This window comes from Bradyrhizobium sp. USDA 4472 (assembly GCF_054058595.1).
Genome location: NZ_JBSSAM010000001.1, coordinates 6,386,792 through 6,413,236, shown reverse-complemented (window position 1 = coordinate 6,413,236; position 26,445 = coordinate 6,386,792). Strand labels below are relative to the sequence as shown.

Annotated in this window: 25 protein-coding genes and 1 tRNA gene; 20 read left to right on the top strand and 6 right to left on the bottom strand. The window is 63.0% G+C overall.

Annotation, left to right across the window (positions count from 1 at the left end):
* The 9 genes from ACVWZ4_RS30085 to ACVWZ4_RS30045 all read left to right on the top strand — a co-directional run bounded on the left by ACVWZ4_RS30085 (position 1) and on the right by ACVWZ4_RS30045 (position 6,482).
* Positions 1-375 (top strand): hypothetical protein, encoded by a 375-nt coding sequence (locus ACVWZ4_RS30085; protein WP_456741755.1) that lies wholly within the window; start codon positions 1-3, stop codon positions 373-375.
* Positions 375-1,379 carry a tail fiber protein gene (locus tag ACVWZ4_RS30080; protein ID WP_456790422.1) on the top strand — a complete coding sequence of 335 codons (1,005 nt, stop codon included), beginning with the start codon at positions 375-377 and terminating at the stop codon, positions 1,377-1,379. Before ACVWZ4_RS30085 ends, ACVWZ4_RS30080 begins: the two co-directional genes overlap by 1 nt.
* The gene (locus ACVWZ4_RS30075) at positions 1,379-2,626 is read left to right on the top strand and encodes a hypothetical protein (protein ID WP_456741753.1); all 1,248 of its coding nucleotides are present in this window, start codon (positions 1,379-1,381) and stop codon (positions 2,624-2,626) included. Before ACVWZ4_RS30080 ends, ACVWZ4_RS30075 begins: the two co-directional genes overlap by 1 nt.
* Before the next feature lie 2 nt (positions 2,627-2,628).
* On the top strand, positions 2,629-2,874 hold the full coding sequence (locus tag ACVWZ4_RS30070; RefSeq protein ID WP_456741752.1) for a hypothetical protein: 246 nt from the start codon (positions 2,629-2,631) through the stop codon (positions 2,872-2,874).
* On the top strand, positions 2,871-3,182 hold the full coding sequence (locus ACVWZ4_RS30065) for a hypothetical protein (RefSeq protein WP_456741751.1): 312 nt from the start codon (positions 2,871-2,873) through the stop codon (positions 3,180-3,182). The genes ACVWZ4_RS30070 and ACVWZ4_RS30065 overlap by 4 nt, the downstream gene beginning before the upstream one ends.
* Entirely contained in the window at positions 3,157-3,351 is a 195-nt protein-coding gene (locus ACVWZ4_RS30060; protein WP_456790421.1) for a hypothetical protein, read from the top strand. The genes ACVWZ4_RS30065 and ACVWZ4_RS30060 overlap by 26 nt, the downstream gene beginning before the upstream one ends.
* Positions 3,348-3,527, top strand: coding sequence for a hypothetical protein (locus tag ACVWZ4_RS30055; RefSeq protein ID WP_456741749.1), 180 nt, complete (start codon positions 3,348-3,350; stop codon positions 3,525-3,527). The genes ACVWZ4_RS30060 and ACVWZ4_RS30055 overlap by 4 nt, the downstream gene beginning before the upstream one ends.
* Positions 3,527-5,098 carry a hypothetical protein gene (locus ACVWZ4_RS30050; protein WP_456741748.1) on the top strand — a complete coding sequence of 524 codons (1,572 nt, stop codon included), beginning with the start codon at positions 3,527-3,529 and terminating at the stop codon, positions 5,096-5,098. The genes ACVWZ4_RS30055 and ACVWZ4_RS30050 overlap by 1 nt, the downstream gene beginning before the upstream one ends.
* A gap of 361 nt (positions 5,099-5,459) precedes the next feature.
* Positions 5,460-6,482, top strand: a complete 1,023-nt coding sequence (locus tag ACVWZ4_RS30045) for a hypothetical protein (RefSeq protein WP_456741747.1) — start codon at positions 5,460-5,462, stop codon at positions 6,480-6,482.
* A gap of 39 nt (positions 6,483-6,521) precedes the next feature.
* Here the strand turns inward: ACVWZ4_RS30045 and ACVWZ4_RS30040 are convergent, their stop codons facing one another.
* Positions 6,522-7,382: a hypothetical protein gene (locus ACVWZ4_RS30040; protein ID WP_456741746.1), complete on the bottom strand. Its 861-nt coding sequence runs from the start codon at positions 7,380-7,382 to the stop codon at positions 6,522-6,524.
* 471 nt (positions 7,383-7,853) lie between these two features.
* Between ACVWZ4_RS30040 and ACVWZ4_RS30035 the strand changes: the two genes are divergently transcribed.
* The 3 genes from ACVWZ4_RS30035 to ACVWZ4_RS30025 all read left to right on the top strand — a co-directional run bounded on the left by ACVWZ4_RS30035 (position 7,854) and on the right by ACVWZ4_RS30025 (position 9,208).
* Positions 7,854-8,153: a hypothetical protein gene (locus ACVWZ4_RS30035; protein ID WP_456741745.1), complete on the top strand. Its 300-nt coding sequence runs from the start codon at positions 7,854-7,856 to the stop codon at positions 8,151-8,153.
* Between the two features lie 603 nt (positions 8,154-8,756).
* Positions 8,757-8,936: a hypothetical protein gene (locus ACVWZ4_RS30030; protein ID WP_456735181.1), complete on the top strand. Its 180-nt coding sequence runs from the start codon at positions 8,757-8,759 to the stop codon at positions 8,934-8,936.
* A gap of 38 nt (positions 8,937-8,974) precedes the next feature.
* Complete coding sequence (locus tag ACVWZ4_RS30025; RefSeq protein WP_456790419.1) at positions 8,975-9,208, top strand: hypothetical protein; 234 nt, start codon at positions 8,975-8,977, stop codon at positions 9,206-9,208.
* A gap of 7 nt (positions 9,209-9,215) precedes the next feature.
* On the opposite strand, the gene ACVWZ4_RS30020 is transcribed toward ACVWZ4_RS30025, so the two are convergent.
* The 3 genes from ACVWZ4_RS30020 to ACVWZ4_RS30010 form a co-directional block, all read right to left on the bottom strand.
* A complete protein-coding gene (locus ACVWZ4_RS30020; protein WP_456741743.1) occupies positions 9,216-9,500 on the bottom strand; it encodes a hypothetical protein in 285 nt (94 codons plus the stop codon).
* 96 nt (positions 9,501-9,596) lie between these two features.
* Entirely contained in the window at positions 9,597-9,761 is a 165-nt protein-coding gene (locus ACVWZ4_RS30015; protein ID WP_456741742.1) for a hypothetical protein, read from the bottom strand.
* Between the two features lie 184 nt (positions 9,762-9,945).
* Positions 9,946-10,022, bottom strand: a tRNA-Arg gene (locus tag ACVWZ4_RS30010).
* A 404-nt stretch (positions 10,023-10,426) separates the two neighbouring features.
* On the opposite strand from ACVWZ4_RS30010, the gene ACVWZ4_RS30005 reads away from it, so the two are divergent.
* The 7 genes from ACVWZ4_RS30005 (at position 10,427) to ACVWZ4_RS29975 (ending at position 22,017) form a co-directional block, all read left to right on the top strand.
* A complete protein-coding gene (locus ACVWZ4_RS30005; protein WP_456741741.1) occupies positions 10,427-15,631 on the top strand; it encodes an alpha-2-macroglobulin family protein in 5,205 nt (1,734 codons plus the stop codon).
* 8 nt (positions 15,632-15,639) lie between these two features.
* Positions 15,640-17,772 (top strand): penicillin-binding protein 1C, encoded by a 2,133-nt coding sequence (pbpC, locus tag ACVWZ4_RS30000; RefSeq protein ID WP_456741740.1) that lies wholly within the window; start codon positions 15,640-15,642, stop codon positions 17,770-17,772.
* 50 nt (positions 17,773-17,822) lie between these two features.
* A complete protein-coding gene (locus ACVWZ4_RS29995) occupies positions 17,823-19,565 on the top strand; it encodes an ArnT family glycosyltransferase (RefSeq protein WP_456703519.1) in 1,743 nt (580 codons plus the stop codon).
* A gap of 1 nt (position 19,566) precedes the next feature.
* Entirely contained in the window at positions 19,567-20,412 is an 846-nt protein-coding gene (locus ACVWZ4_RS29990; protein ID WP_456735078.1) for a phosphatase PAP2 family protein, read from the top strand.
* A 66-nt stretch (positions 20,413-20,478) separates the two neighbouring features.
* Positions 20,479-21,213, top strand: a complete 735-nt coding sequence (locus tag ACVWZ4_RS29985; RefSeq protein WP_456741739.1) for a glycosyltransferase family 2 protein — start codon at positions 20,479-20,481, stop codon at positions 21,211-21,213.
* A complete protein-coding gene (locus ACVWZ4_RS29980; protein WP_456703522.1) occupies positions 21,210-21,548 on the top strand; it encodes a lipid-A-disaccharide synthase N-terminal domain-containing protein in 339 nt (112 codons plus the stop codon). Before ACVWZ4_RS29985 ends, ACVWZ4_RS29980 begins: the two co-directional genes overlap by 4 nt.
* Positions 21,549-21,579: 31 nt before the next feature.
* Positions 21,580-22,017, top strand: a complete 438-nt coding sequence (locus ACVWZ4_RS29975) for a DUF3592 domain-containing protein (RefSeq protein WP_456741738.1) — start codon at positions 21,580-21,582, stop codon at positions 22,015-22,017.
* Here the strand turns inward: ACVWZ4_RS29975 and ACVWZ4_RS29970 are convergent.
* Positions 21,991-23,676 carry a Na/Pi cotransporter family protein gene (locus ACVWZ4_RS29970; RefSeq protein ID WP_456735080.1) on the bottom strand — a complete coding sequence of 562 codons (1,686 nt, stop codon included), beginning with the start codon at positions 23,674-23,676 and terminating at the stop codon, positions 21,991-21,993. The genes ACVWZ4_RS29975 and ACVWZ4_RS29970 overlap by 27 nt on opposite strands.
* 164 nt (positions 23,677-23,840) lie before the next feature.
* Positions 23,841-25,025 (bottom strand): cystathionine beta-lyase, encoded by a 1,185-nt coding sequence (gene metC / locus ACVWZ4_RS29965; protein ID WP_456703525.1) that lies wholly within the window; start codon positions 25,023-25,025, stop codon positions 23,841-23,843.
* Between the two features lie 395 nt (positions 25,026-25,420).
* On the opposite strand from metC, the gene ACVWZ4_RS29960 reads away from it, so the two are divergent.
* Positions 25,421-26,437, top strand: coding sequence for an amino acid ABC transporter substrate-binding protein (locus tag ACVWZ4_RS29960; protein ID WP_456703526.1), 1,017 nt, complete (start codon positions 25,421-25,423; stop codon positions 26,435-26,437).
* Positions 26,438-26,445 lie beyond the last annotated feature (8 nt).

Below are 26,445 nucleotides of genomic sequence, written 5' to 3'. Positions count from 1 at the left end.
ATGACCGAGGTCCGCTTCCGCTACGCCAGGGAAGACCTGCTGAGGGCCGTTGCCGAGCGCAAGGGTGTTTCCCTCACCACGCTAATGCGCTCACTGGCGGACTCCGCTGTGGCTTCTGAGGGCTTCCCCGTAGCCGAGCAGCAGTATGCGCTGGTTTCGAACGGCGGGCTCGTGAAGCCGGCTCGTGGCGACTGGGCTGTGACGTTCAAGCCTGCGCACGACGACCGCGGCGAGTGGCTGCCGGTGGAGAATGAGGACAGCCAGCCCTTCGATCCCGCGCAGCATTGGCGCCTGAAGCCGTTGCCGCTTCGCCTGGATGGTGATCGCGTTGTCCGGGTCTATCCCGTCGTGCCCAAGTCGATGGAGCACGCCTAATGGTTGGTTTGGCCTGGTGGTCACAGACGGCAGCCGCGAATGCCACGCAAGACACTACGGTAAATTGGGCTGAGGGACAGGCGCCAAGCTCTGTCAATGACAGCGCTCGCGCCATGATGGCCTCGACAGCCAAGTGGCGGGATGACATTGCTGGCGCGATCGTAACCAGCGGGACCAGCACGGCTTATACCGTGACGAGTTACCAGACCTTCGACAGCCTGTCCCGGATCGCTAATCAAGTTATTGCCTTCACGCCTCACACGACGAACGACGCGACTGTTACGCTCAACGTGGATGGTCTTGGCGCCAAGCCCTTGCGCTCGGCTCCATCCGTCGAGTTGCCGGCTGGCACGCTTGTGCAGGGCACGCCCTACCTCGCGCTGTACAACAACAGTGACGCTGCGTTTTATCTCCATGGCTTTTTTGGCAACCCTTACATGGTGCCAATCGGGGCCCTGCTGGATTTCACAGGCTCGACCTCGCCCAATTCAAGCTTCGTATTGCCCTATGGTCAGGCGATTAGCCGCACGACTTACGCGAGCTATTTCGCCATAGCAGGAACGACCTATGGCAGTGGCGACGGCTCGACCACCTTCAACATTCCCGACCTCCGCGGGCGCGTGATCGCCGGCAAAGATGATATGGGGGGCTCCTCCTCATTCCGGCTTACGACCTCGTATTTCGGTACAAACCCTGACACGCTTGGAGCGGCGGGCGGCTCTCAGAGCCACTCGCTGAGTGCGGCAGAAATCCCGACGATCACGTCTAGCGTCGTCGTTAGCGGCACGCTGACCGGGCAGACGAACAGCTTTCTTGTTCCTCAATCGAATACCTCGACCGGCGGCGGTGGCTTCGGCGCTTCTGGTACCTCTTCAAACCAGAACATCGGTGTGTCCGTCAGCGGTTCGCTGAGCGGTTCGGCAACTTCCAACAACACGAGCGGCGCCGCGCATCCCACCATTCCGCCGACTATCATCATGAATAAGCTTCTGAGGATCATCTGATGTCCGAGATCGAACAGCCGCGTAACGACGCGGGCCAGTATTCGACCGAGAAATTCGGCCGCGCTGCCGAACTCGAGTCCGGCGGCTATACCGAAATGCCCGATGCTCCTCAGGACGAACCAAAAGTCTATGGCGGCGAAGAGGACGATATTCGCGCTGCGGCAGATGAACTGGCTACTGATCGCGATAATGGCGAGTTTGAGGTCGATCCCGTTGAGTATCGGGAGAAAGGCGGTACGGGCGATCTGATCGATGAAAACCAGGCTGTCACCCTGGATAAGGCCGCCCGCGATCTGAGCGCCTATCACGGCAACACAAATCGCTATGTCGATGGTGTTTCTTCCGGGATCCTCGCCGATACGATCGACAGCGCTCGCGCCGATCTGGTGAAGGGTGATCCCAACGTTGCGGCGGCTTATGGCCTGAATGCCGACGAAGTTGCTGCGAATGCCAAGGCGGCAGGGGAGAAGGCGAGCGTGGAGCCGGCGGCGGATGAACAGCCCGCCGCCGATCCTCCCGTTGATGGCCTCGATCCTGAGGTCCAGAAAGCCTTGAAGCACCCCCAGGTGCGGCAGGCGATCGAGGACGAGCTCGGCAAGGCTGAAACCGCCAAGCAGCAGTATGCGCAGGCTCTGACCGCCGTTTCACACCTCGCCAACCATGAACTTCTGAGCACTGTGCCGGCGCTTCAGCAGATTCCTCAAGACCAGTGGCCGCATGCGTTGAATGTCCTGCGCGAAGTCGAGCCGGAAACCTTCGAGCGTGCGAAGGCCGTAATTGAGCGCGGTGCTCAAGCCGAGATGTTGCAGGTTCAGAACGCCCGCAACCAGGCAGCACAACAGCGGCAGCAATTCGAGACATATGCAAAGGCGGAAGATGCTCGTTTTGAGGAACTTACCAAAGACGCTCCGGTGACCAGAGAGGTCAGCGATGCTGTGGTGAAGTACGCCGAGAGCCTTGGAGTTGATCGGGCCTCGCTGAGCCATCTGCTAGCCACCAATCCGGTCATGCGAAACGCCGCTTTTCAGCGGATGATGGTGGATGCTGCGAGATACCAGATGATGAAGGCTGCGGTACCGAAGGCGGCGCCGAAAGATTTGCCTCCGGTTCAGCGTCCGGGTGCCAAGCAGGCCAGAGCCCCAATCGGTTCTGCCGATCTTGGGGCGCTTAGCGCCAGGCTATCAGCCTCGGGGCAAATTGATGACGCATTCAACCTTCTCATCGCCCAGCGTGCAGCACGGAGATAATCATGTCTGAAAGCTATTTGGACAACGCTCGCGCCTTGAACGAGCTTCGCGGCCAAGCCGAAGCCAGTGATGCAGATCTTGCCGCTCATTTTTCGCTGTATGGGCGCGAACGGCGCGTCGAAATCCTGCGGTCAATCGACCGTGACCTGGCCGAACCGGACGGTGATTTGCGCAAGATCACTGATGACTGGCGGACGCGGGAGCAGCTTGGCCGGGCTCACGATGCATTGCTGAAGGCGAACCGATGACCAGCCCTGTTCTTGCGGCACTCGTTAACGCGAAGGTTCAAGATCTGATCGAGCCGCCGAGGTCATGGGGTGCGCCGGAGAAGGCTGCATTCCTGCGACTGCCTTCTGATCTCCAGCGGTTTTACGACAACCGAGAAAAGCAACGGGATGCGGAGGTGCGTCGCTGCCAGAATGACCGGGCAGATGCCCTCAAAAACCTATCCATTGCTGAAGACCAACTCGAACGAGCGCACGCGCGCATCAAGGCCCTCAATGCTGAAATTGAACAAATCAGAAAGCCCCATGCCGAAGCCAAAGACGCTGCCTGAGCGCATCGCCGATTTTCGTGCAGAGCTTGACGTGTTCCTGGACAAGAAAGCCGCCGAACTTGGCGAGGACACACCAGGAGTGCCTGTGAGCGTTCTCCGCAACCTTCTGACCAATCGCAACTTCGGCTGCCAGTGTCAGGCAGTGCAGAATCTGGAGCAAAGCGAATGACCAACATGGGCATTCTCTCGATGCTGGCCGATAACGATTTCATGGCTCGCCTGGAGCAGAAGCAGCGCATTGCGAAGCGCGTTGCGGAGCAGATGGGCGTCAGCCTTGAGGACGCCCGTGCGGCCCTCGATCAATTCGAGGCCGATCGTTCGAGCGACGGGCAAACGATCAACTGATGAGTTGGCTCGATGGCATCGTTGGCGCACTCGATCACCAGGAGCGGCTTGATACGGACCTGGAGTATTTCGCGCAGCATCATCTCAGGATTAGGCCCAAAGCCGGCGGCCTGATCCCGTTCCTCTTTAATCCGGTTCAGCGTAAGCTCCATCAGATCATTGAGGAGCAGCGCGCCAAGACCGGCATGGTCCGTATTGTGGTCCTCAAGGCCCGTCAGGAAGGCGTGAGCACGTATGTTGCTGGCCGCTACTATCACAAGACCATCCGCAGCCCGGGCTTCCTGACGGCCATTGTGGCCCACGAAAAGCCGGCCTCTCGTAACCTGTTCACCCTGGTCAAGCGCTTCCACGACCACATGCCGGACGAGCTGCGGCCTGCTACGGGCGCAAGCAATGCTGAAGAGCTGAAATTCAGCAACATCGATTCTGGCTATCTCGTCTCGGTTGCGACAGAGGACGGCGCAGGCCGATCGTCAACAGCGCAGGCGTTGCACGCCTCAGAGGCCGCCTTCTGGGTGAACCTCAGGGAGCAGCTTGCAGCGCTCATGGAGACTGTGCCGGATCTGCCGGATACTGAGATCATTGTCGAGACCACTGGCAACCAATTCGGCGACGAATTCCACCAGTTCTGGTGCAAGGCGCTTGCTGGTGAAAACAGCTTCAAGGCCGTCTTCCTGCCGTGGTCTGAAGATCCGACCTATCGCAAGCAGGTGCCCGACGATTTCGAGATGACAAACGAGGAAAAGCAGCTTGCCGAGCTGCACGGCCTCGACGCTGAGCAGATCTACTGGCGCCGCTGCAAGATCGCGGACAAGGGCGACATCAACTATTTCAAGCGCGAGTATCCGCTGACGCCTGATGAGGCTTTCCTTGCGAGCAGCTTTGACAGCTTCATTCCGCATGAGCTTGTGTTGCGGGCTCGCAAGGCGCCCAAGGCCGGCTCAGGCCCGCTCATCATCGGAGTTGATCCCGCTCGCTTTGGTCCTGACAGCACCGCTATTGCTTGGCGCCGCGGGAGTGCGATCGAGAAGGTGCAGAAGCGGCACGGTCTCGACACCATGCAAACCGCCGGCTGGATTGCTTCCATCATCCGCGAGGAGAAGCCGGCCAAGGTCAATATCGACGTCGGCGGCCTTGGTGCGGGCATCTATGACCGCCTCGTGGAGCAAGGCTATGGCGGCAGCTTCGGCAGCAACGCGCTCAACGCGATCAACTTCGGCTCAAAGCCGATCGAGCCGCCCCCTGTAGACGACAGCGGAAGGCCCTCAGGCGGCCCGGCCGATCGCCGCGCCGAGATGTGGTCCAACCTCAAAACCGCTCTGGAGGGGGCTCATTTCTCGTTGCCGGACAGTGACAGCTTGCAGTCGGATCTGACCGGCCCCGGTTTCAGCTACACCAGCGACGGCCGACTGAGGCTGGAGAGCAAGGACCAGATGAAGAAGCGCGGCATGCCCAGCCCGGACGAGGGCGACGCGGTAGCGCTGTGCTTCAGCGAGCCGGCTGGTAGCCCGTTCCCTGGCTCGAGCAACTTCCATCGCCAGATCGTCTATCCCGGTGGCGCCTATGCGTGAGGTGAGGCAGGTGCAGGTCCAGATCGTCGCGCCGTGTAATGCCGCGGACCCTGGAGCTGTGACGCTGGGTTATTACGTCGTGGAAAAGGGCATCCTGACCATGACGGACGGAGATGGGACGCCTGTACGGCCGGGCATGTCGGGCGAGTTGGTGACCCACCGCCTCCAGCCTGGAGAGGTCGCGGCGGAGGTAGCAAAGCGGCTGACCAGGCGTGTACGGCTGATGGTCCGCGGCGACGATCGGGGCGGGTTCAATCGGCCCTTGGCCTATCCAAAAGTGAGGGTCGCCTGAACGTGACAATAACTTTACCCGGGAACCTCCTTGGTTGTACTGTTCGGTTGGCTACATCAAGGGGGGAAGATGGCCGAGGAAGCCGTATTCGAAATACGAAACGAGGACGACGCTTGGAAGATTTTAGAGGCCGCCCTCCTCAATAAACTCGGTGAGATGCCTGGCGTTCACATAGTCTGGAAGAACTGGCCCTCACTCAACATTCACCTTTCCGCCGTGCCAGAGGACGGCACAATTTCATCCAGCACAATGGCGGCCATTCTTGAGCTGCAAAAGTCGCTCTATCGAACTCACGCGCTTCTTGCTAGCGGTTCGGACAACCTTCGAAGCCTCAGCCGTGCCGAACGGGAGCAGTTCGAACTTCGTTTGAAAGTTGAAAAGGGCAGTAGTGATCTGTCCATCAATCTATCGGAAATCATCAGCAAATACGGCAACGATGTGATTGCGAAAATGTCAGGCACAGAACTGCTAATTTTGGTACTTGGATTGGCGCTGATCTATGCTGGACGCCTCGTCATTGGTGAATTCATCAAAGCCAAGACCGAGCAGCGAAAAGCATCGTCGGAAGACGAAAAGACTCGCCAACTTCTTTCTAATTACCAATCTCAGCTTGAGAATGACACCAAACGGTTTGAACTTCTCACTCAGGCTCTCGAAAGGAAGCCTGTTTTGAAACAGATCGAGCACTCAGCGACGGAAGCGCGAGAGGAAATCGTCAAGGCTGTGGCGGATGAAGGCGGCGGATCGATTCAACATATCCCGTTGCCGCGAGAGGTTGCCGCTGAGATTAGTTCCGTTAGCAGAGCTCAGAGCTCAGAGGCCAAGCTTGTCGGTCAATACAGAGTCACGAAAGTGGATACCACGGTGCCGGACGGATTCCGCGTCACGCTTGAGGATGTGAAATCGGGGGAATTGGTGGTCGCCTCGCTTTTTGATGCAATCGTTTCTGCCGAACATCGAGGATTGTTGCAGGATGCAGAGTGGCGAAAACAGCCGGTCTTTGTGGAAATGGCCGGTCGGAAGCTTCGAGGTAAGATAATTGACGCTAAGATTGTGAGTGTGGCGGCGATACCAGTTGGCGCAGCTCGCTAGATGGGCTGTTTCTCGTTCTGATTTTTAGGTGAGCCCTGCTCATCGATGGTGTTTCAACCACTCTTCCTTGCCGGCGGCAGTAATCCGGAAAGCACCGTGATCGTCTTTGCCCGTGCTCGATTCGATAAAGCCGCGAGCCTCAAGACGACTGTTCGTGTCAAAGCCGCTGATATACAGGTCGGGTGCACCATCGGCTTCGAAGTACGCCTTCAGCGCCGCAATCTCCCGCTTGCCGAGCGGTTTGCTGCGAACGAGAGCCTCCCACTCGCCATCCGCATAGATCGTGAAGTGGGGATAGCGACCTGGCGGTAGCTGATCGAAGGTGATCTCCCCTCGTTCCCATTTGGCGATGGCGGCCTCGCGGGGATCGCTGGGAGCTTTGGCCTCCGCCAGCGATAGACGCGCCTCATTTGCGGATGGAAAGGCATCGTCCCAACTCGCGGCCGGATTAGGCTTGTCGCCATGGAATTCAACCAGATCGAATTCGTAGACGGCTGGGTCGTCTTTGTCGGCTTGGAGGAGGATGTAGCGATATCGACCGGCGACAAGCATTGTCAAAACCGGCGCTAGCATGTCCCCTGGCATGAATAGAGCAGCGGTATAGTCGTCGCCGCTGTACCAAAGCTGCCCAACATGGTTCTCGGCATCAGGTTTGCCGGCAAGCCGATCGCCAAATCTTCGCTTGGGTAGTTTGTCGGCTCCGATCAGATCAGCCGAAGCGAAAAGTCTCACCAGTCCGACCTTTGCCCGGATCTTCGGCTTCTCGATACTGACCTCAAGCCGCACATGGCGAGTATCCGAATAGGCGCCAGACGAGCGCTTATCGCCCACTCCAAATGAGTAATCGAAGCTCCATCGTTGGATCTTCAGGACGTGCGAAATCCGTTCATTCCGAGGCATGGGCGTCCCCGTAGGGGATGGATTTTTTACCAAATCAGTGGTGCAATGAGAGCGGAGCCTGAAAACTCCCGCCGAAAGCCCTTGCCGGGGCTGTTTGGCACCAGGGCGATGGCAGGGCGATCCTTGCCGGGATCAACTGTCGCCATCGGGACGTAGACGCGCTGGTTTGCCGCCAGCGTGAACGGCACCACTATGCCGGGAAGGCGGCGGCTATACAAGACCCCTCGGGGGAAGGCCGTCGCGCGTCGTCTCTGGCGGCGTTTTCAGCTTCCCGGCGCCAGTGCTGTCCACTGGCAAACCCGGTCCTGAAAAACCGGCTTCAGTCCAGAGAACCAAACCATGAAAAGCAGTGCCGAAAAGGCCCTTAGGGAGCCTCAGGAATCGTTTGCCGCGCTCGCGGTAGCTCTACCATCCCATTGGCATCAGGCCGTCCTAAGACTCGCTAAAGCGACTGAGCGGGTGGAGCGGCGGATGGACGAGCTTGGGCTTTGCAAGACCCCCATGACCTTCCAGCTTAAGATGCGCCAAATGGTCGATGACCTCCTCGTGCTCCTCGATGGATTGGAGAGCGACCCTGACCTCGAGCCCACGGCCGGCGGCACGCTGGATGATGAGTGCGAGCCGGATCAGGACGGTGAGCCGTCCTTGGGCTGGACGACCAGCGGCGTATTTGGCGACGTGAACGACCGCGAGCAGGACGACTGCGACCGGGAGGACGACGACCCGAACGAGGCGAAGCAGCAGCCGCCGGAAATGTGCCCGTGCGCCTGATCCGGCTTCTGATCGGCAGGCTTTGCTTTAAGCTGAGCCTGCGCCTGACAATGGCCGGAGCGACCATCAGCGGAGTGAGGGCAGCAATGCCGAGGTTTCCGCTATACCACTACTGACAAGAGGCCCGCCGGTTCACGCTGGCGGGCCTTCGTTCCTTGGTTTTCAAGGATGGTGGCCTGTTTTGTGATAAAGTGGCCTGTTTTGTGATAAGATCGGGTTTAGGCAGGCGAGAACTGCACTCACGAGCAAGCACCGGAACCGGGAATGGATCAGGAAGATCGGAAGGCCGCTATCCGCGCCCGCATGAGCGAGCAGATTGAGGTCGTCGCCACGGCCATATGCAATGGAAAGTTGCCGGTTGCAGAGCAGCGCATCCTAAGGGCTCTCGCCTCGCAACTCGCGAGAGAGGATACATCGCCCGAGTAAAAGTAAAGCCGCCCCAGCTGGCGGCCTGCCACCTTGGGAAATTTATGGGTGCCTACATGATCGGGGCTGGCCTGCTTCCGACCTCGGTGGCCTAGTTCGACTTTGTGAGTACCCTGATTTGCGGAACCCGAAAAATTAACCTGCGTTAAGCCCCTGGCTCGACCGGAGGCGCGCGCCATGGTGACGGGTGACTTGGAATGGCTTGCCGAGCAAATCGAAATTAGGCTGGCGCGGATGCGCGCCGAGAACCAGCGCGTACGAGAGATGATCCTGCGATCGGCCGAATTGGTCGCCAAAGCCAAAGAGCTGCTTAGCCAGCCTGCACCAACGACTTGGCCGCCAAAGGGAGCGCCGTAGTTCTCCGGCCGAGAACAAAGTTTCGGTCATGTCTCAGTTTGAAATTTTGGAACGGTCAATGGGGCGTATTGTTGCCCGGCATGATGACGCCAGCGGAATACTTGGAACAAGCGGACCACTTCGCAAAGGCAGCGGAACAAGCTTCCGATAAGGTCACCAAGTCTCAGCTTGAGGCGCTGGCAACCAGCTACTCGGTCCTCGCCCAAAGCACCGCTGTCTTGAACCAATCTGCCCGCGCCCTTGAGACCATGGAGCAGCGCCGCAAGAAGTAACGCTGCCTCAGTTGGCGGCCTCTCTCGTCTCTATCGCTCGACGCTGGTCACCTCGCTCGAAGTCGGGCCGGACGTCGGCGCCGCGGCTGCCGCAGCCCTGACACACAAACAGCGGCTCAATATCCGACAGTCTCATTTCGTCCGGCCAGCGATCCGCGCTGAGCGCGATATGATGGCCGCAGTGGCAGTAGACCAGGACGCCGCGTAGACCCATCTCACGCATCTCGCCGAAGGTGATCTTGAGCGGCCGGCCGTCAGGGTGCGTGGCTGCATGGTGCTTTCGGCGAGGCATGCCGCGATCAAAGCGGTATTGTAAGTACCTCGCAAATTATCGATTCCTAGCGGCTCAGAACGAGTCCGAGCCACTGCCTGTCGTGGTGTGGATTATTCAGCCCCTGGGCATGTGCAGCCACATCTGGACCATGAACCAGAGGATGGGCGCGAAGGCGAGAAGCAGCAGTGCTGCCATCAACAACTCGCGGCGACGCGGCCACAGCTCGCGGATGACGATGCCCAAAAGCATGCCAAGGATCAGTCCGATCAGAGCGGTCATTGGCGCGCTCTGACTGCGAACGGAAAGTGAAACGGCGTGTTGCTGCCGTGTTGCGTGGAGTGATTTGTAATGTCGCGTAAGACGCTGAAATCACTGCAACGGGCTGGGAACGCCGCGCAACACGGATCGCGCTGAAGAACGGAGGCGAAACGCTGCCAAGATGTTGATCTACAAGCTGAAAGTCTGGCGATCCCGGCAGGAATCGAACCTGCAACCCTCAGAGTAGAAATCTGATGCTCTATCCAGTTGAGCTACGGGACCGTCCTGTGCCACCCCGTTTGGGAGGCTGATCGTTCATACCACATGCCAATAAGAAAAATCTGGCCGTTCGCCAAGTCTGAACCGAACCGTTTTCCGCTGAGCCGCGACAAACCGGAACGGTGGAGTGTCAGGGTGCCGGGTTGAGCGGCAGCGGACCGGACGACGGATCACGTCGCCGGCAACGCTGAGGAGCTTCCGGGACACGGCCGCCGGTCGATCGGTCCGATATTGCTGCGCCCCAGGACGGCGTGCGCGGCGATAGCGCGATTGGTCTCCTCTGGGCGTGGCTTGCCATGACGAATGCGACGTTTTGCACCTTGTGGTTCCATCGCCACGAGTCCGTCACCTTTCCGCACACTTTATCGCCGCCGCGGCGCTCGTCCGCGATTTCCGGGAGTCCATTCATGATTGGTCTGGTTCGCGCCTTTGCTCTCTGCGCCACGCTGGCGTTTGGCCTGAGCGCAGCACAAGCCGCAGACAAGGCGTTCAAGCGCGATGATCTCGCCGATTCCGCGGTCAAGTTGGAGGCGCAGATCAAGAGCGAGGCCGGACCGGTCGCCAAGACCGGGACGAGCCTGCGCAGCGACGCGGATTCTGCCTTCAGGCGCAATGACTTCCGCACCGGGCTTGCCGTCCTCGGCCAGATCGCCGCCACGACGCCTGATGATGCGGGCAACTGGCTGCGGCTCGCAAAGGCCATCTTCCAGATCACGCCGAAGAGCTCGAGCGAGCAGACCTTCCTGCTGGAACGCGCCTCGACCGCCGCCTACATCGCCTACCAGCGCGCCGGCAATCCCGGCGAGGAGGCGGACGCACTCGCCGTACTCGGCAGGTCGCTCGCGGAGCGCAGGCTCTGGCGTCCGGCGCTGGACGCGCTGCGGCTGTCGCTCGACATGCGCGAGGTCGCCGACGTCCGCGGCCAGTATGAGAAGATGCGCGACGAGCACGGTTTCCGGCTGCTCGACTACACCGTGGATTCGGATTCGGCGAGCCCGCGCGCCTGCTTCCAATTCTCGGAAGAGCTCGCCAAGCGCACCGACTTCGCGCCTTTTCTCGCGCTTGCAGGCCAGGACAAGCCGGCGCTGTCGGCCGAGGGCAAGCAGCTCTGCGTCGACGGGCTGAAGCACGGCGAGCGCTACAACATCATTCTGCGCGCCGGGTTGCCGTCGACCGTAAAAGAAGGCCTGCCGAAATCGGCCGAGTTCAACATCTATGTGCGCGATCGCAAGCCGTTCGTGCGCTTCACCAGCCGGGCCTATGTGCTGCCGCGCACCGGCCAGCGCGGCATTCCCGTGGTCAGCGTCAACACGCCGGCGGTCAATATAAACGTTTACAGGATCGGCGATCGCAATCTGATCAACACGGTGCTCGACAGCGACTTCCAGAAGACACTGTCGAAATATCAGCTCAGCGATCTCGGCGACGAGCGCGGCGTGAAAGTGTGGTCCGGCGAGCTCGCGACCGCGATGAACCTGAACCAGGACGTCATCACTGCATTTCCGGTCGACGAGGCGCTCGGTGAGCTTCAGCCCGGCGTTTACGTGATGACCGCAGCGGCCAAGGGGCCGGGCGCGGACGATGACTACCAGCTCGCCACCCAATGGTTCATCGTCTCCGATCTCGGCGTATCGGCATATTCCGGCAATGACGGCATCCATGTCTTCGTCAATTCGCTGGCCTCGACCGAGCCGGTCGGGAAAGCCGAGGTCAGGCTCGTTGCCCGCAACAACGAGATCCTGGCGACGCGCAAGACCGACGACGCTGGCCATGTGCTGTTCGAGGCGGGCCTGGCGCGCGGTGAGGGCGGTCTGTCGCCGGCGATGCTGACGGTGACCGGTGAGAAAGCCGATTACGCTTTTCTCAGCCTCAAGACCTCGGCGTTCGATCTGTCCGACCGCGGCGTTGCCGGCCGCGCAGTGCCTGCGGGCGCCGACGCCTTCGTCTATGCCGAGCGCGGCGTGTATCGCTCCAACGAGACGGTCTATCTCACGGCACTGCTGCGAGACGGGCAGGGCAATGCCGTCAATGGCGGGCCGCTGACCCTCGTGATCGAGCGTCCTGACGGCGTCGAATTCCGCCGTGCCGTGCTGGCTGACCAGGGCGCCGGCGGCCGTACGCTTGCGGTGCCGCTCAACTCGGCTGTTCCGACCGGAACATGGCGGGTGCGCGCCTTCACCGATCCCAAGGGCTCTTCGGTCGGCGAGACGACGTTCATGGTCGAAGACTATGTCCCGGACAGAATCGAATTCGACTTGTCGGCCAAGGACAAGCTGATCAAAGCCAACGCGCCTGTGGAGCTAAAGGCGGATGGCCATTTCCTCTATGGCGCGCCTGCATCCGGCCTCAGCCTGGAAGGCGACATGCTGATTGCTCCGGCCGCCGAGCGGCCGGGTTTCGCGGGCTACCAGTTCGGCGTTGATGACGAGCAGACCACCTCGAACGAGCGCTCGCCGCTCGAGAACCTTCCCGAGGCCGATGCCAATGGCGTTGCGACCTTCCCGGTGACGCTGGAGAAGCAGCCGGCCTCGACCCGTCCGCAGGAGGCGCAGATCTTCATCCGCATGGTCGAAACCGGCGGCCGCGCCGTCGAGCGCAAGCTGGTGTTGCCGGTCGCGCCCGCGACCGCGCTGATCGGCGTCAAGCCGCTCTTCGGCGACAAGAACGTCGCGGAGGGCGACAAGGCCGAGTTCGACGTCGTGTTCGTCTCCCCCGATGGCAGGACGATTGCCCGCGACGGCCTGCGCTACGAACTCCTGAAGATGGAGTCGCGCTATCAGTGGTATCGCCAGAACAATTACTGGGAGTACGAGCCGGTCAAGTCGACCTCGCGCGTCGCCGACGGTGATGTCACCATCGCTGCCGACAAGCCGTCCCGCATCTCGCTGGCGCCGCGCCCCGGCCGCTACCGGCTCGATGTGAAGTCGAACGATGCCGACGGCCCGGTGACCTCGGTGCAGTTCGACGTCGGCTGGTATTCCGACGGCAGCGCCGACACGCCGGACCTGCTGGAAACCTCGATCGACAAGCCGCAATATTCCTCAGGCGACACCATGACGGTGTCAGTCAATGTCCGCGCCGCCGGCAAGCTCACCGTCAACGTGGTCGGCGACCGGCTGCTGACGACACAGACGATCGACGTCAAGCAAGGCACTGCGCAGGTGAGACTGCCGGTCGGCAGGGACTGGGGCACCGGCGCCTATGTGGTGGCGACGCTGCGCCGTCCGCTCGATGCCGCCGCGCAGCGCATGCCGGGCCGTGCGATCGGGCTGAAGTGGTTCGGAATCGACAAGCAGGCCCGCACGCTTCAGGTCAAGCTGACGCCGCCCGATCTGATCCGGCCGAATTCCACATTGAAGATCCCGGTCAAGCTCGACGGGCTCAATCCGGGCGAGGACGCCAAGATCGTCGTCGCCGCGGTCGATGTCGGCATCCTCAACCTCACCAACTACAAGCCGCCGGCGCCGGATGATTATTATCTCGGCCAGCGTCAGCTCAGCGCGGAGATCCGCGATCTCTATGGGCAGCTGATCGACGGGATGTCCGGTACGCGCGGCCAGATCAAATCCGGCGGCGACGCCGGCGCGGCCGAACTGCAAGGCTCGCCGCCCGCGCAGAAGCCGCTCGCGCTCTATTCCGGCATCGTCACGGTGGGCGCCGAGGGCACTGCGGAAGTCAGCTTCGACATTCCGGATTTCGCAGGCACCGCGCGCGTCATGGCGGTGGCATGGACCGCTACAAAACTCGGCCGCGCCAACACCGACGTCGTGATCCGCGATCCCGTCGTGCTGACCACCACGGTGCCGCGCTTCCTGCTCAATGGCGACCACGGCACGGTCAATCTCGAGATCGACAATGTCGAGGGGCAGGCCGGCGACTACGTCATCAACGTCAAGACCGGCGGCCCGGTGAAGATGTCAGGCAATCCCGCCACCACGGTCAAGCTCGCCGCCAAACAGCGCAACGCGTTCTCGCTGGCGCTCGATGCGACCGCGGCGGGGCAGGCGACGCTCGACGTCGACATCAGGGGACCGGACGGACTTGCGCTCGCAAGGCACTATGCGTTCGACGTCAAGGCGGCGACGCAGGTGTTGGCGCGGCGCTCGATCCGCACGTTGGCGAAGGGCGAGAGCCTGACGCTGACCTCGGACATGTTCTCCGACCTCGTGCCGGGCACCGGCAGCGTTTCGGTTTCGGCCAGCCTGTCCACCGCGCTCGACGCGGCGACGATCCTGAAAGCGCTCGACCGCTATCCCTATGGCTGCTCGGAGCAGATCACGAGTCGCGCCATGCCGCTGCTCTACGTCAACGACCTCGCGGCCGGGGCGCATCTTGCGATGGACACCGAGGTCGATCAGCGCATCCGCGATGCCATCGAGCGGCTGTTGGCCCGTCAGGGCTCCAATGGCTCGTTCGGCCTGTGGTCGGCGGGCGGCGACGATGCCTGGCTCGATGCCTACGTGACTGACTTCCTCACCCGCGCCCGCGAAAAGGGCTTTGTGGTGCCTGATGTGTTGTTCAAGAACGCGCTGGATCGTATCCGCAATTCCGTCGTCAACGGCAATGAGCCAGAGAAGGACGGCGGGCGCGATCTCGCCTATGGGCTCTACGTGCTGGCCCGCAACGGCGCGGCACCGATCGGCGATCTCCGTTATCTCGCGGATACCAAGCTGAACAATCTAGCGACGCCGATCGCCAAGTCTCAGCTTGCAGCGGCGCTCGCTCTGGTCGGCGACCGCAACCGCGCCGAGCGGGTCTATGGCGCGGCGCTGGACTCGCTTGCGCCCAAGCCGGTGCTGGAGTTCGGCCGTAGCGACTACGGCTCGCAGCTCCGCGACGCCGCTGCTCTGGTCTCGCTCGCGAGCGAAGGCAACGCACCCAAGGCGACGCTGACGCAGGCCGTCGCACGGGTCGAGACCGCGCGCGGACTGACGCCCTATACCTCCACGCAGGAGAATGCGTGGCTGGTGCTCGCGGCCCGGGCTCTGGCCAAGGAAAACCTCTCGATCGAGGTCGATGGCCAGCCGATCAAGACGGCGCTCTATCGCAGCTACAAGGCGGACAGCCTGAGTGGCAAGCCGCTCAAGATCACCAACACCGGCGATGCGCCTGTGCAGGCGGTGGTCTCGGTGTCGGGCTCGCCGGTGGCGCCGGAGCCGGCCGCGTCCAACGGCTTCAAGATCGAGCGGAACTACTTCACGCTCGACGGCAGGCCCGCCGACATCAGCAAGGTCAAGCAGAACGATCGCTTTGCCGTGGTGTTGAAGATTACGGAGGCGAAGCCTGAGTACGGCCACATCATGGTGTCCGATTATCTGCCTGCGGGTCTGGAGATCGACAATCCCAAACTGGTGTCGTCGGGCGACAGCGGCACGCTGGACTGGATCGAGGACGGCGCGGAGCCCGAGGATACCGAGTTCCGTGACGACCGCTTCACGGCGGCCGTGGACCGCGCCGCGGACTCAAAGGCGGTGTTCACCGTCGCCTATGTCGTGCGCGTGGTTTCACCCGGCAAATACGTGTTGCCGCAGGCCTATGTCGAGGACATGTACAACCCCTCGCGCTATGGTCGCACCGGTACAGGCACAGTCGAGGTGCGGGCGGCGAAGTGAGTGGTGAGATGAGCGAGGCGCTGAGCAAGAACGTGGATGGCCGGGCCAAGCCCGGCCCTGACGGAACGAGGAGCAGGGGGCATCGTGCCCTCTCCATCGCCGCCTTCGCGTTCATCCTCGCCGTCATCGGTTTCGTCGGCTGGGTCTATTCACTCGGCCCATTGCCACTCGACGAGGCGCGCCGCGTGTCGACCACAATCGTCGACCGCAACGGTAAGCTGCTGCGCGCCTATGCGATGGCCGACGGGCGGTGGCGGTTGCCGGTCGACGCCGAAGCCAACATCGATCCGACCTATCTCAAGCTGCTGTTCGCCTATGAGGACCAGCGCTTCTACGCCCATGACGGCATCGATCCGCTGGCGCTCGGCCGTGCGGTCTTGCAGCTTTCGACGCGCGGCCACATCGTGTCCGGCGGCTCGACTATCTCGATGCAGCTCGCCCGGCTGATGGAGCCGCGGCGGCAGCGTTCGCTCTACGCAAAACTGCACCAGATCGTGCGCGCGATCGAGTTGGAGCGGACGCTCGACAAGGACGAAATCCTCAACCTCTATCTGGCGCTTGCGCCCTATGGCGGCAATCTCGAAGGCATCCGCGCCGCCTCGATCGCCTATCTCGGCAAGGAGCCGAAGCGGCTGTCGCTGGCGGAAGCAGCGCTTTTGGTCGCGCTGCCGCAATCGCCGGAAACACGCCGGCTCGACCGCTATCCCGAAGCCGCACGCCTCGCCCGCGATCGGGTGCTCGACCGCATGGTCGAGGAGCATGTGGTCAGCCTCGATGACGCGAAGCAGGCCAAGGCCGTGCCCGTGCCGAAACTGCGCAAGCCGATGCCGATCCTGGCACCGCATGCCTCCGATAACGCGCTGGCGACGGTCAAGGACGTCCCTGTCATCAAGCTGACGCTGGATTCCAATCTGCAGAAGGTGCTGGAGCCGCTGGCGCGCGACCGCGCCATTGCACTGGGGCCGAACATCTCGGTCGGCATCATCGTCATCGACAATGACAGCGGCGACGTACTCGCCCGCGTCGGCTCGGCCGACTATTTCGACGACATCAGGGCCGGGCAGGTCGACATGACCCGCGCCATCCGCTCGCCTGGCTCGACGCTCAAGCCGTTCATCTATGGTCTCGCGTTCGAGGACGGTTTTGTCCATCCCGACAGCCTGATCGACGATCGCCCGGTGCGCTTCGGCTCCTACGCGCCGGAGAATTTCGACCTGACGTTCCAGGGCACGGTGCCGGTTAAGAAGGCACTGCAGCTGTCGCTGAACGTGCCGGCGATCGTGCTGCTCGATCGTGTCGGCTCGAGCCGGCTGGCCTCGCGGCTACGGCAAGCCGGCGGCAATCTGGTTTTGCCCAAGGATGAGGCACCGGGGCTCGCAATGGGTCTCGGCGGCGTCGGCGTGACGCTTCAGGACCTCGCCCAGCTCTATGCGGGTTTCGCCCGGCTCGGCACCACCAAGCCGCTGCGTGAGATCATCGCAGGCAAGGACGATCGCGAGCCGCTGCGGCTGCTGGATCAGGTGGCGGCCTGGCAGGTCGGCAACGTGCTGCTGGGAACCCCGCCGCCGGAAAATGCCGCCCATAACCGGATCGCCTTCAAGACTGGCACCTCCTACGGCTATCGCGATGCCTGGTCGGTCGGATTCGACGGCCGCATGACCATTGGCGTCTGGGTCGGCCGGCCCGATGGTGCGCCGGTTCCCGGCCTGATCGGCCGCGTCGCCGCTGCACCCATCCTGTTCGATGCCTTCGCGCGGACGGGCAAGACGCTGGTTCCGCTGCCGAAGCCGCCCAAGGGAACCCTGGTGGCCGGCAACGCCAAGTTGCCATTGCCGCTAAAGCGGTTCCGCCCGGTCGGAGAGCTGGTGCGGACCGGCGGCGAGCAGGCGCTCCACATCCAGTTCCCCCTCAACGGCTCCCGGATCGACGTGGACCGTTCAGGCGGAACGGAAGCGGCCGCGATGCCGGTCAAGGTCGCGGGCGGGGTGCTGCCGATGACGGTCATGCTCAACGGAACGGCTCTCGGCGAGATCGACGGGCGGCGCCAGCGGCTCATCGATCCCCCCGGCCCAGGCTTTGCACGTCTCACCGTGATCGATGCCGTTGGCGCAGCAGACACAGTCGTCATTCGAATTCAATGAGAGCGGCTTAAGCGGTTGTGGCGACGGCGGTTTCAGCGTAAGCGGAACCAATGGCCGAGACCTATCCAACTCCCCGTTTTGGAGCACCCCGAGAGCCGAAAACGCCCGTGAATCCGGGCAGCCGGCTTGTGCTGATGCTCGACTTTGTCACCACCAGCCACGCGCGCGCTGTGGGCTTCCTGGTGCTGTGCGCACTGTTGCTGTTCTTGCCCGGCTTCTTCACCATCCCGCCGGTCGATCGCGACGAGGCGCGCTTCGCGCAGGCGACCAAGCAGATGGTCGAGAGCGGCGATTATGTCGACATCCGCTTCCAGGAGGACGTCCGCTACAAGAAGCCGGTCGGCATCTACTGGTTGCAATCCGCGGCCGTCGAAGTCGCGACGGCGCTGAAGCTGCCCAAGGCCGAGCTGCGGATCTGGGTCTACCGGCTGCCCTCGCTGATCGGGGCGATCGGCGCAGTGCTGATGACCTATTGGACGGCGCTCGGCTTCGTGACGCGGCGCGCGGCTGTGCTTGCCGCGCTGCTCATGTCCGCCTCCGTGCTGCTCGGCGTTGAAGCGCGGCTCGCCAAGACCGACGCCATGCTGCTGTTCTGCGTGACCGCAGCCATGGGCGCCATGGCGCGGGCCTATCTGTCCTGGCAGCGCGCCGAGGACGAGACCCATCCGCCCTGGAGCTGGCCCGCGATCTTCTGGACCGCGCTCGCCGTCGGCATCCTGATCAAGGGCCCGCTGATTCTGATGTTCGCAGGTCTGACCATCGTCGCGCTCGCGATCCAGGACCGCGATTCCTCCTGGCTGTGGCGCTTGCGCCCCGTCTGGGGCTTGATGTGGATGTTGGTGCTGGTGTTGCCCTGGTTCATCGCGATCTTCTGGCGCGCCGGCGATGCCTTCTTCGCTGATTCCGTCGGCGGAGACATGCTGAGCAAGCTCAGTGCGCAGGAATCCCATGGCGCGCCGCCCGGGGTTTATCTGGCGCTGTTCTGGATCACCTTCTGGCCGGGTGCGCCGCTCGCGGCGATGGCGGCGCCTGCGGTGTGGCGGGCGCGACGCGAACCCGGCGCGCAATTTCTGTTGGCCTGGCTGATCCCGTCCTGGATCGTGTTCGAAGCGGTTCTGACCAAGCTGCCGCACTACGTGCTGCCGCTCTATCCGGCGATTGCGATCCTCACGGCCGGCGCGCTGGAGCGGAACGTGCTGTCGCGCTCGTGGCTCGCGCGCGGCTCGGCCTGGTGGTTCCTGATCCCGGCAGGCGGCTCGATCATTGCGGTGGTCGGCGCGGTGATGCTGACACGCCAGCCGGCGTTCGTCGCCTGGCCGTTCATCGCGGCTTCGCTGATCTTCGGCCTGTTCGCCTGGTGGCTGTTCGACACCAACCGCGCCGAGCGTTCGCTGCTCAACGCGCTGGTCGCGGCGCTGATGCTCGCCGTCGTGGTCTACGGCATCGTGCTGCCATCGCTGACGCCGCTGTTTCCGAGCATCGAGATCGCACGCGCGCTGCGCAACGTCACTTGCGTTGGGCCAAGGGCGGCCTCCGCCGGCTATGCCGAACCGAGCCTCGTGTTCCTGACCGGCACCCAGACGCTGTTGACGGACGGGTCGGGCGCTGCCGATTTCCTCAGGCAGGGAAGCTGTCGCTTCGCGCTGATCGAACAACGCTCGGAGCGCAGCTTCGTGCAGCGCGCCGAGGCGATCGGACTGCGTTACAAGGTCGGGGCGCGCATCGAAGGCTACAATTTCTCGCAGGGACGCGCGATCTCGATCTCGATTTTCCGCTCCGAAGGCACCGAATAGGATGGCCGGCTCGACCACCCTCGCGCCGCGCGCGAGCTATCCCGCGCAGCTGCTTGCCGTCGCGGGGCACGCGCTGGCGCAGCTCGCGCGCTCACCCTCGCATTCGCGCCGCGCTGCGGCTGCGCGAACTCTGGCGCGGCATTCGCTGTGGCTCGGCGCAGCGGGTGCAACGCTCGTCATCGTGCTGATGCTCGCTTTCGACCGGACCGAAATCCAGCTGATGCCGGCGCGTGGCACGCCGGCGCTCTGGCCGATCCGAATCCTCACCGATTTCGGCAAGGATGTGAATGTGCTCACGGCGCTGGGCGTTGCACTGGTGATCGTCGCGCTTCTGGCTGCCGGAACGCACGGTACGCGCCGCGCGCTCCTGCTCGGGTTCGGCACAAGGCTGCAGTATCTGTTTCTGTCCGTAGCCCTGTCGGTGTTCGTGGCCGAAATCCTGAAATATCTCATCGGCCGCGGACGTCCCTTCGTCGGCGGCAAGGCCGATCCGTTCAACTTCATGCCCCTTGATGGCTCGGGGGCATATTCCAGCCTGCCGTCGGGACATGCGGTGACGGCGTTTGCACTGGCATTTGCCGTCGCGGCGCTGTGGCCGCGCCTGCGCGTGGTGATGTTCACTTACGCGATCGTGATCGTGCTGACCCGCCTGGTGCTGCTGGCGCACCACCCGAGCGACGTCACGGCCGGTGCTCTGGTCGGCATGGTCGGCGCCATGGCGGTCCGTTACTGGTTTGCGGCGCGCCGGCTGGCCTTTGGCATCAGCGCCGACGGCACCATCGTGCCGCTTCCGGGGGCGCTTCCCGGTCGGCTCAAAAGGGTTGCCCGCGGGGCATCCGCCCCATAAAAGCGGCTGCTTCCCGGGAAGCGGGTTCCCAGGATGCAAGGCCAAATCCAACCACGAGCTTTCGATTTGTCGTCGTCCCAGCCTTCGGTTTCCATCGTCGTTCCCGTGCGCAACGAAGCCGACAACATTGCCCCCCTGATCGAGGAGATCGCGGCCGCGCTCGATGGCCGCTGGGTCTATGAGATCATCTATGTCAATGACGGCTCGACCGATGCGACCGGCGAGCGGCTCGTAGGCATCATGGCGCAGCGGGACAATCTGCGGCAGTTGCGTCACGCCAAATCCGGTGGCCAGTCGGCGGCGGTGCGCAGCGGCGTGCGGGCGGCGCGCGGCGCGATCGTGGCGACGCTCGATGGCGACGGCCAGAACAATCCCGTCTTCCTGCCGGACCTGATCGCGGCGGTCGAGAAGGGGGCCAATATCGGCCTCGCCGCGGGACAACGCGTCGGGCGCAAGGACACCGGCTTCAAGAAACTCCAGTCGCGGGTGGCCAACAAGGTCCGCAACGCGATCCTGCAGGACGGCACGCGCGACACCGGCTGCGGACTGAAGGCGTTCCGGCGCGAGGTCTTCCTGTCGATGCCCTATTTCGACGGGCTGCATCGTTTCCTGCCGGCGCTGGTCCGCCGCGAAGGCTTTGACATCGCCTATGTCGACGTGATCGACCGGCCACGCCATTCCGGCGTGTCCAATTACGGCTTCTTCGACCGGCTGTGGATCGGGATCATGGATCTCGCCGGCGTGTGGTGGTTGATCCGCCGCAAGAAGCCCACTCCAGACGTGACTGAGGTAAAGGCATGATCATTCAATTCGGTCAGGCGTTGCACAACTATTTCTACGACGTCTTCGTCGCCAAGTTCGATTTCTGGCTCGCCTTCGGCCTGGTCGCGCAATTGTTCTTCACCGCGCGTTTCCTCGTGCAGTGGATCGCGAGCGAGCGCGCCGGCAACAGCGTGGTGCCGATGGCGTTCTGGTTCTGCTCGATGGGCGGCGGCCTGATGACACTGGTTTACGGCGTCGTGAAGCGCGAGCCCATCATCATCCTCGGACAGGCGCTCGCGACGATCATCTATGTCCGCAACATCATGCTGATCATCAAGAACCGCGGCCGGACGTCGAAGACGCTGGAGCGCTGATCAAGGGGCGCGTGGACATGCAAATCTCCGCATGCGCAAGCTACCGGTAATTCTGGTCGTATCGGTCCTTCTGGTCGGGCTGATCCTGCTCGGGCTCGGCCTTTTCGATCTCGGCAGCACGGTTGCGTTCCTCGCGAGAGCGGAGCAGACCGAGGCGCGCTTCGCCGGCGCCATCGCGCGAAGCGGGGGAAATCATGGCGGGACCTTTCTCTATCCGACGTTTCAATTCGTGACGCGTGACGGACGCGCGATAACCATCACGTCCTCATCGGGCTCGACGGCACAGCCCTATGCCGATGGCGAGCAGGTCAGGATCGCCTACGATCCGCAGCAGCCCGAAGGTGTGCGCCTGCTCTCGTTCCTGACGCTGTGGATCGCCCCGACGCTGCTTTGCGCGGCGGGGCTCCTGCTTTCGGGAGGAGCGGTTCTGGTTCGCGCGGCCCTAACGCGGCAGCGCCGTCGCGCCTGAGGCGGGCAGGGCGGCTTCCGCCTCGGTCCGGCGATAGGGCTCGCCGGCCGCATCCAGCACGGGATAGGCGACCGAGCAGATGTGCGAATGGATGCGGCGCAGATCGCGCAGCACGTCCAGATGCAGCGAGGTGGTCTCGATCGTCTCCGGGCGGCCCTCGCGCAGGCGGTCGAGATGGCGTTCGACGGCAGCGAGCTCGGTGTTCTTCAGCGCGGTCTTTTCCACCAGCAGCTTGCGGGCCTCGTTGGCATCGCCCGACATGAACACGCCGAAGGCGATCCGCAGCGAATCCATCGTGCGCTTGTGGAACGCGGCCAGCTCCTCGGCGCCCTCGGCCGAGAACTGGAAGCGCCGCTTGATCTTCTTGGTGGCGAGCTCGCTCAGATTCTTGTCGATGATGTCGCCGATATGCTCCAGATTAATCGCGAAGGAGATGATCTCCATCGCACGCCGGCCCTCGCTCTCGTCGAGGCTGCCGCGGGTCAGCTTCGTGACATAGAGCCTGATGGCCTCGTCGAGGCTGTCGACGATGTTGTCGGTCTTCGAGACCTGGTCGACCAGGGAGCGATCGCCGGTCATCATCGCGGCCATCACCTTGCGCAGCATGGTTTCGACGAGGTCGCCCATGCGCAGCGTTTCGCGCGCGGCATCGGCCAGCGCGAGCGACGGTGTCTCCAGCGCGCTTTCGTCGAGGTAGCGCGGCCGGGCTGGGTCGGTTTCCTCCACGCGATCAGGCAACAGGCGGGTCAGCAGGCGCGACATGATGTCGAGCAGGCCGACGAAGAGGATGGCCGTGCCGACGTTGAAGGCGGTGTGGAAGGCGGCCGTCATCCGGGCGAGATCCGGCTGCCAGGCATGCATGAGCTGCGTGATCGTAGCCAGGAACGGCAAGACCAGCGCAATGCCGACCACGCGGTTGATGAGATTGCCGATCGGCAGGCGGTAGCTCGCGGGATCGTCGCGCTTTGCGCCTTCGAATACCGGGTTGATGGCGCTGCCGAGATTGGCCCCGAGCACCAGGGCGAGCGCCGCGGAGGGCGTGATGAACTGCGAATAGGCCAGCGACATGACCAGCAGCACGCTGGCGACGCTCGAATGCACCGCCCAGGTCAGGAGTGCGGCGACGACGATGCACAGAATGGGGTCGCCGGTAATGGCCGACATCACGACGCGTACGCCGGGAGCGTTCTCCGCCGGCGCCAGCGTGTCGAGCAGGATGTGCAGCGACAGCAGCATCAGGCCGAGACCGATGCAGACGCGGCCGATATCCTTGATCCGCGAGCGGGGACCGGCGCGGAAGGCGACGAGGCCGAGCACGAACAGCACGGGAGCAACGGCTGCGATGTTGAACGACAGCGCCTGCACGATCAGCGTCGTGCCGACATTGGCGCCCAGCATGATGGCGAGCGCGGCGACGAGGCTGAGCAGGCCCTCGGCGGCAAAGGAACTGGTGAGCAGCGCGGTCGCCGTGCTGCTCTGGAGCAGCGCGGTGAGGCCGAGGCCCGCGGCAAACGCGCTGAAGCGGTTGCCGAGTGCCTTGCCAAGCACACGTCGCAAGTCGGGACCAAAGGCGCGCAGAATGCCGCTTTGGACCATATGCAGGCCCCACAGCAGCAGCGCTACGCCGCCCATCAGATCGAGCAGAACCAACGTTCCCATGCTCCGTGTCCGGATCAGAGTCGACTGGTGAGGCTAGCGCCAAATGATCGGGGATCAAACCCTTTGTTGGCACGTCGGCGTCAACGTCTCCGCGGAGTGCTCGTTCCCCCCGCGGCGCGGCTGCGCGTCCCCGCGGCGCGGCTGCGCGTCCGCCGCGGCGCGGCTCACATTGCCGCTTTGAGGGCAGCAAAGCCGCGGTCGAGATCGGCCTTGAGGTCGTCGACGCTCTCGAGGCCGATGTGAAGTCGCAGCGTCGGGCCGCCCGGCGCCCACCTGGTCGCGGTGCGATAGGTATCGCAATCGAAGGGAATCGCCAGGCTCTCGAACCCGCCCCATGAGAAGCCCATGCCGAACAGCTCGAGCGTGTTGAGCATTGTGTCGACCGCGCTCTGCGGCGCCGGCTTCAGCACGATGCTGAACAGGCCGGAGGCGCCGGTGAAATCGCGCTTCCAGATCGCGTGGCCCGGATCGGTCTCGAGCCCCGGATGCAGGACGCGCGCGACTTCGGGACGCGCCGCAAGCCAGTGCGCCATGTCGAGGCCGGAGCGATGGTGCTGCGCGAGCCGCACCGACAGCGTGCGCAGGCCGCGGAGCGCCAGGAAGACGTCATCGGGGCCGGCGCAGACGCCGAGCAGGCGGATGCCTTCGGCAATCTGCGGCCAGGCCTTGGCGTTGGCCGAGATGGTGCCGAACATGATGTCGGAATGGCCGCCGATATATTTTGTGGCGGCCTGCATGCTGATGTCCACACCCTGCTCGAGCGAGCGGTGATACAGCGGCGTCGCCCAGGTGTTGTCGTCGATGACGAGCGCGCCACGCGCATGCGCCACTTCGGCAATGGCGCGGATATCAGGCATCTCGAACGATTGCGAGCCCGGCGCCTCGACCAGCACGGCACGGGTGTTGGGCTTGAGCAATTTTTCGATGCCGGCGCCGATCAGCGGATCAAAGTAAGTGGTCTCGACCCCGTAGCGGGCGAGCATGCCGTTGCAGAAATTGCGCGAGGGGCGATAGATGTTGTCGACGACCAGTAGATGGTCGCCGGTCTTCAGCACCGAGAGCAGAGTGGTGGAGATCGCCGACAGGCCCGACGGTACGATGCCGACACCCGCGCATTGCGGTCCTTCCAGTGCCATCAGCGTGTCCTGGAACGCACGCGTGGTCGGGGTGCCGTGGCGGCCATAGGTGAACTCGCCCCGATGGGCGTGCAGGTCCTCGGCGGTCGGATAGAGCACGGTGGAGCCGTGGAACACCGGCGGATTGACGAACCCCTTCTGCGCCTTGGTGTCGCGGCCGGAGGTGACCAGCCGGGTATCGGCATGCTGCTGTGCGGGGTGCGAGGAATCCATGCGTCTGCTTTCAAAACAGCGTTTCCGCCGGGCGCGGATCGCACGGCCGGGGCGGCCTGGAGGCCGCGGACGTTAATAACAGAACACAGAAGAGTCCCGTCAACCCCTTGACCCGGCTCGCCAGTCGTTCTGTGATGCGCAGGTGCTATTCAGTCGCCGCATGTTGAGGGGCCTGCCGCGACCTTCGATCCATCGTTTGACCGAACCTTGCGTCACAGCCACAACGGCGGGCGCCTTCGGCGGGGATTAAGGTATGGCCTCCCAGGATCGGCGAGTGTTCGGCAAGGTTTTCCAGCATGACTCTTGCAAGGCGGATCCCAAGTAGGATTGCCCTGGCGGAGACGATCCTGAGACAACGTTCCTGACCTTGAGACGACTTTGAAAGGCCTGAAACCATGAAACGCGTAACCCTGGCTCTCTCTCTTGCTCTCGCCGCCGGCCTCTCTGCCCAGGCCGCCAACGCGCAAACGCTCAAGACCGTCAAGGATCGGGGCATGCTGTCCTGCGGCGTCAGCCAGGGCCTGCCGGGCTTCTCGTCGCCTGATGACAAGGGCAACTGGACCGGGCTGGACGTCGACGTCTGCCGCGCCGTTGCCGCCGCGATCTTCAACGACCCGACGAAAGTGAAGTTCGTGCCGACCTCGGCCAAGGACCGCTTCACCGCACTGCAATCTGGCGAGATCGACGTGCTCTCGCGCAACACCACCTGGACCCTCTCGCGCGACACCTCGCTCGGCGCCAATTTCACCGGCGTGACCTATTATGACGGGCAGGGCTTCATGGTGAAGAAGTCGCTCAAGGTGAATTCCGCGCTGGAGCTCAACAGCGCATCTGTTTGCGTGCAAACCGGCACCACCACCGAGCAGAATCTGGCCGACTACTTCAAGGCCAACAACATGAAGTACGAGGTGATCGCGTTCGGCACCAACGACGAAACCGTCAAGGCCTACGAAGCCGGGCGCTGCGACGTCTTCACCACCGACCAGTCCGGCCTCTACGCCAACCGTCTGAAGCTCGCCAACCCCAACGACCATATGGTTCTCCCGGAAATCATCTCGAAGGAGCCGCTCGGACCGATGGTACGCCACGGCGACGACCAGTGGTTCGACCTCGTGAAATGGACGCTATTCGCCATGGTGACCGCCGAGGAACTCGGCATCACCTCGAAGAATGTCGACGAGAAAGCCAAGATGGAGAATCCGGAGCTGAAACGCGTCCTCGGCACCGACGGCAATTTCGGCGAGCAGCTCGGCGTGACCAATGATTGGGTGATCCGTATCGTGAAGGCCGTCGGCAATTACGGCGAGATGTTCGATCGCAATGTCGGCTCCGGCTCCCCGCTCGCCATCAACCGTGGTCTGAACAATCTCTGGAACAAGGGTGGTCTTCAGTACGCGCCGCCGATCCGCTGATCCCGCTC

Bases quoted from the DNA above. Each gene is read 5' to 3' on its own strand.
- ACVWZ4_RS30085 (WP_456741755.1), top strand. From the start codon at position 1: ATGACCGAGGTCCGCTTCCGCTACGCCAGGGAAGACCTGCTGAGGGCC.
- ACVWZ4_RS30080 (WP_456790422.1), top strand. From the start codon at position 375: ATGGTTGGTTTGGCCTGGTGGTCACAGACGGCAGCCGCGAATGCCACG.
- ACVWZ4_RS30075 (WP_456741753.1), top strand. From the start codon at position 1,379: ATGTCCGAGATCGAACAGCCGCGTAACGACGCGGGCCAGTATTCGACC.
- ACVWZ4_RS30070 (WP_456741752.1), top strand. From the start codon at position 2,629: ATGTCTGAAAGCTATTTGGACAACGCTCGCGCCTTGAACGAGCTTCGC.
- ACVWZ4_RS30065 (WP_456741751.1), top strand. From the start codon at position 2,871: ATGACCAGCCCTGTTCTTGCGGCACTCGTTAACGCGAAGGTTCAAGAT.
- ACVWZ4_RS30060 (WP_456790421.1), top strand. From the start codon at position 3,157: ATGCCGAAGCCAAAGACGCTGCCTGAGCGCATCGCCGATTTTCGTGCA.
- ACVWZ4_RS30055 (WP_456741749.1), top strand. From the start codon at position 3,348: ATGACCAACATGGGCATTCTCTCGATGCTGGCCGATAACGATTTCATG.
- ACVWZ4_RS30050 (WP_456741748.1), top strand. From the start codon at position 3,527: ATGAGTTGGCTCGATGGCATCGTTGGCGCACTCGATCACCAGGAGCGG.
- ACVWZ4_RS30045 (WP_456741747.1), top strand. From the start codon at position 5,460: ATGGCCGAGGAAGCCGTATTCGAAATACGAAACGAGGACGACGCTTGG.
- ACVWZ4_RS30040 (WP_456741746.1), bottom strand. From the start codon at position 7,382: ATGCCTCGGAATGAACGGATTTCGCACGTCCTGAAGATCCAACGATGG.
- ACVWZ4_RS30035 (WP_456741745.1), top strand. From the start codon at position 7,854: ATGGACGAGCTTGGGCTTTGCAAGACCCCCATGACCTTCCAGCTTAAG.
- ACVWZ4_RS30030 (WP_456735181.1), top strand. From the start codon at position 8,757: ATGGTGACGGGTGACTTGGAATGGCTTGCCGAGCAAATCGAAATTAGG.
- ACVWZ4_RS30020 (WP_456741743.1), bottom strand. From the start codon at position 9,500: ATGCCTCGCCGAAAGCACCATGCAGCCACGCACCCTGACGGCCGGCCG.
- ACVWZ4_RS30015 (WP_456741742.1), bottom strand. From the start codon at position 9,761: ATGACCGCTCTGATCGGACTGATCCTTGGCATGCTTTTGGGCATCGTC.
- ACVWZ4_RS30005 (WP_456741741.1), top strand. From the start codon at position 10,427: ATGATTGGTCTGGTTCGCGCCTTTGCTCTCTGCGCCACGCTGGCGTTT.
- pbpC (WP_456741740.1), top strand. From the start codon at position 15,640: ATGAGCGAGGCGCTGAGCAAGAACGTGGATGGCCGGGCCAAGCCCGGC.
- ACVWZ4_RS29995 (WP_456703519.1), top strand. From the start codon at position 17,823: ATGGCCGAGACCTATCCAACTCCCCGTTTTGGAGCACCCCGAGAGCCG.
- ACVWZ4_RS29990 (WP_456735078.1), top strand. From the start codon at position 19,567: ATGGCCGGCTCGACCACCCTCGCGCCGCGCGCGAGCTATCCCGCGCAG.
- ACVWZ4_RS29980 (WP_456703522.1), top strand. From the start codon at position 21,210: ATGATCATTCAATTCGGTCAGGCGTTGCACAACTATTTCTACGACGTC.
- ACVWZ4_RS29975 (WP_456741738.1), top strand. From the start codon at position 21,580: ATGCGCAAGCTACCGGTAATTCTGGTCGTATCGGTCCTTCTGGTCGGG.
- ACVWZ4_RS29970 (WP_456735080.1), bottom strand. From the start codon at position 23,676: ATGGGAACGTTGGTTCTGCTCGATCTGATGGGCGGCGTAGCGCTGCTG.
- metC (WP_456703525.1), bottom strand. From the start codon at position 25,025: ATGGATTCCTCGCACCCCGCACAGCAGCATGCCGATACCCGGCTGGTC.
- ACVWZ4_RS29960 (WP_456703526.1), top strand. From the start codon at position 25,421: ATGAAACGCGTAACCCTGGCTCTCTCTCTTGCTCTCGCCGCCGGCCTC.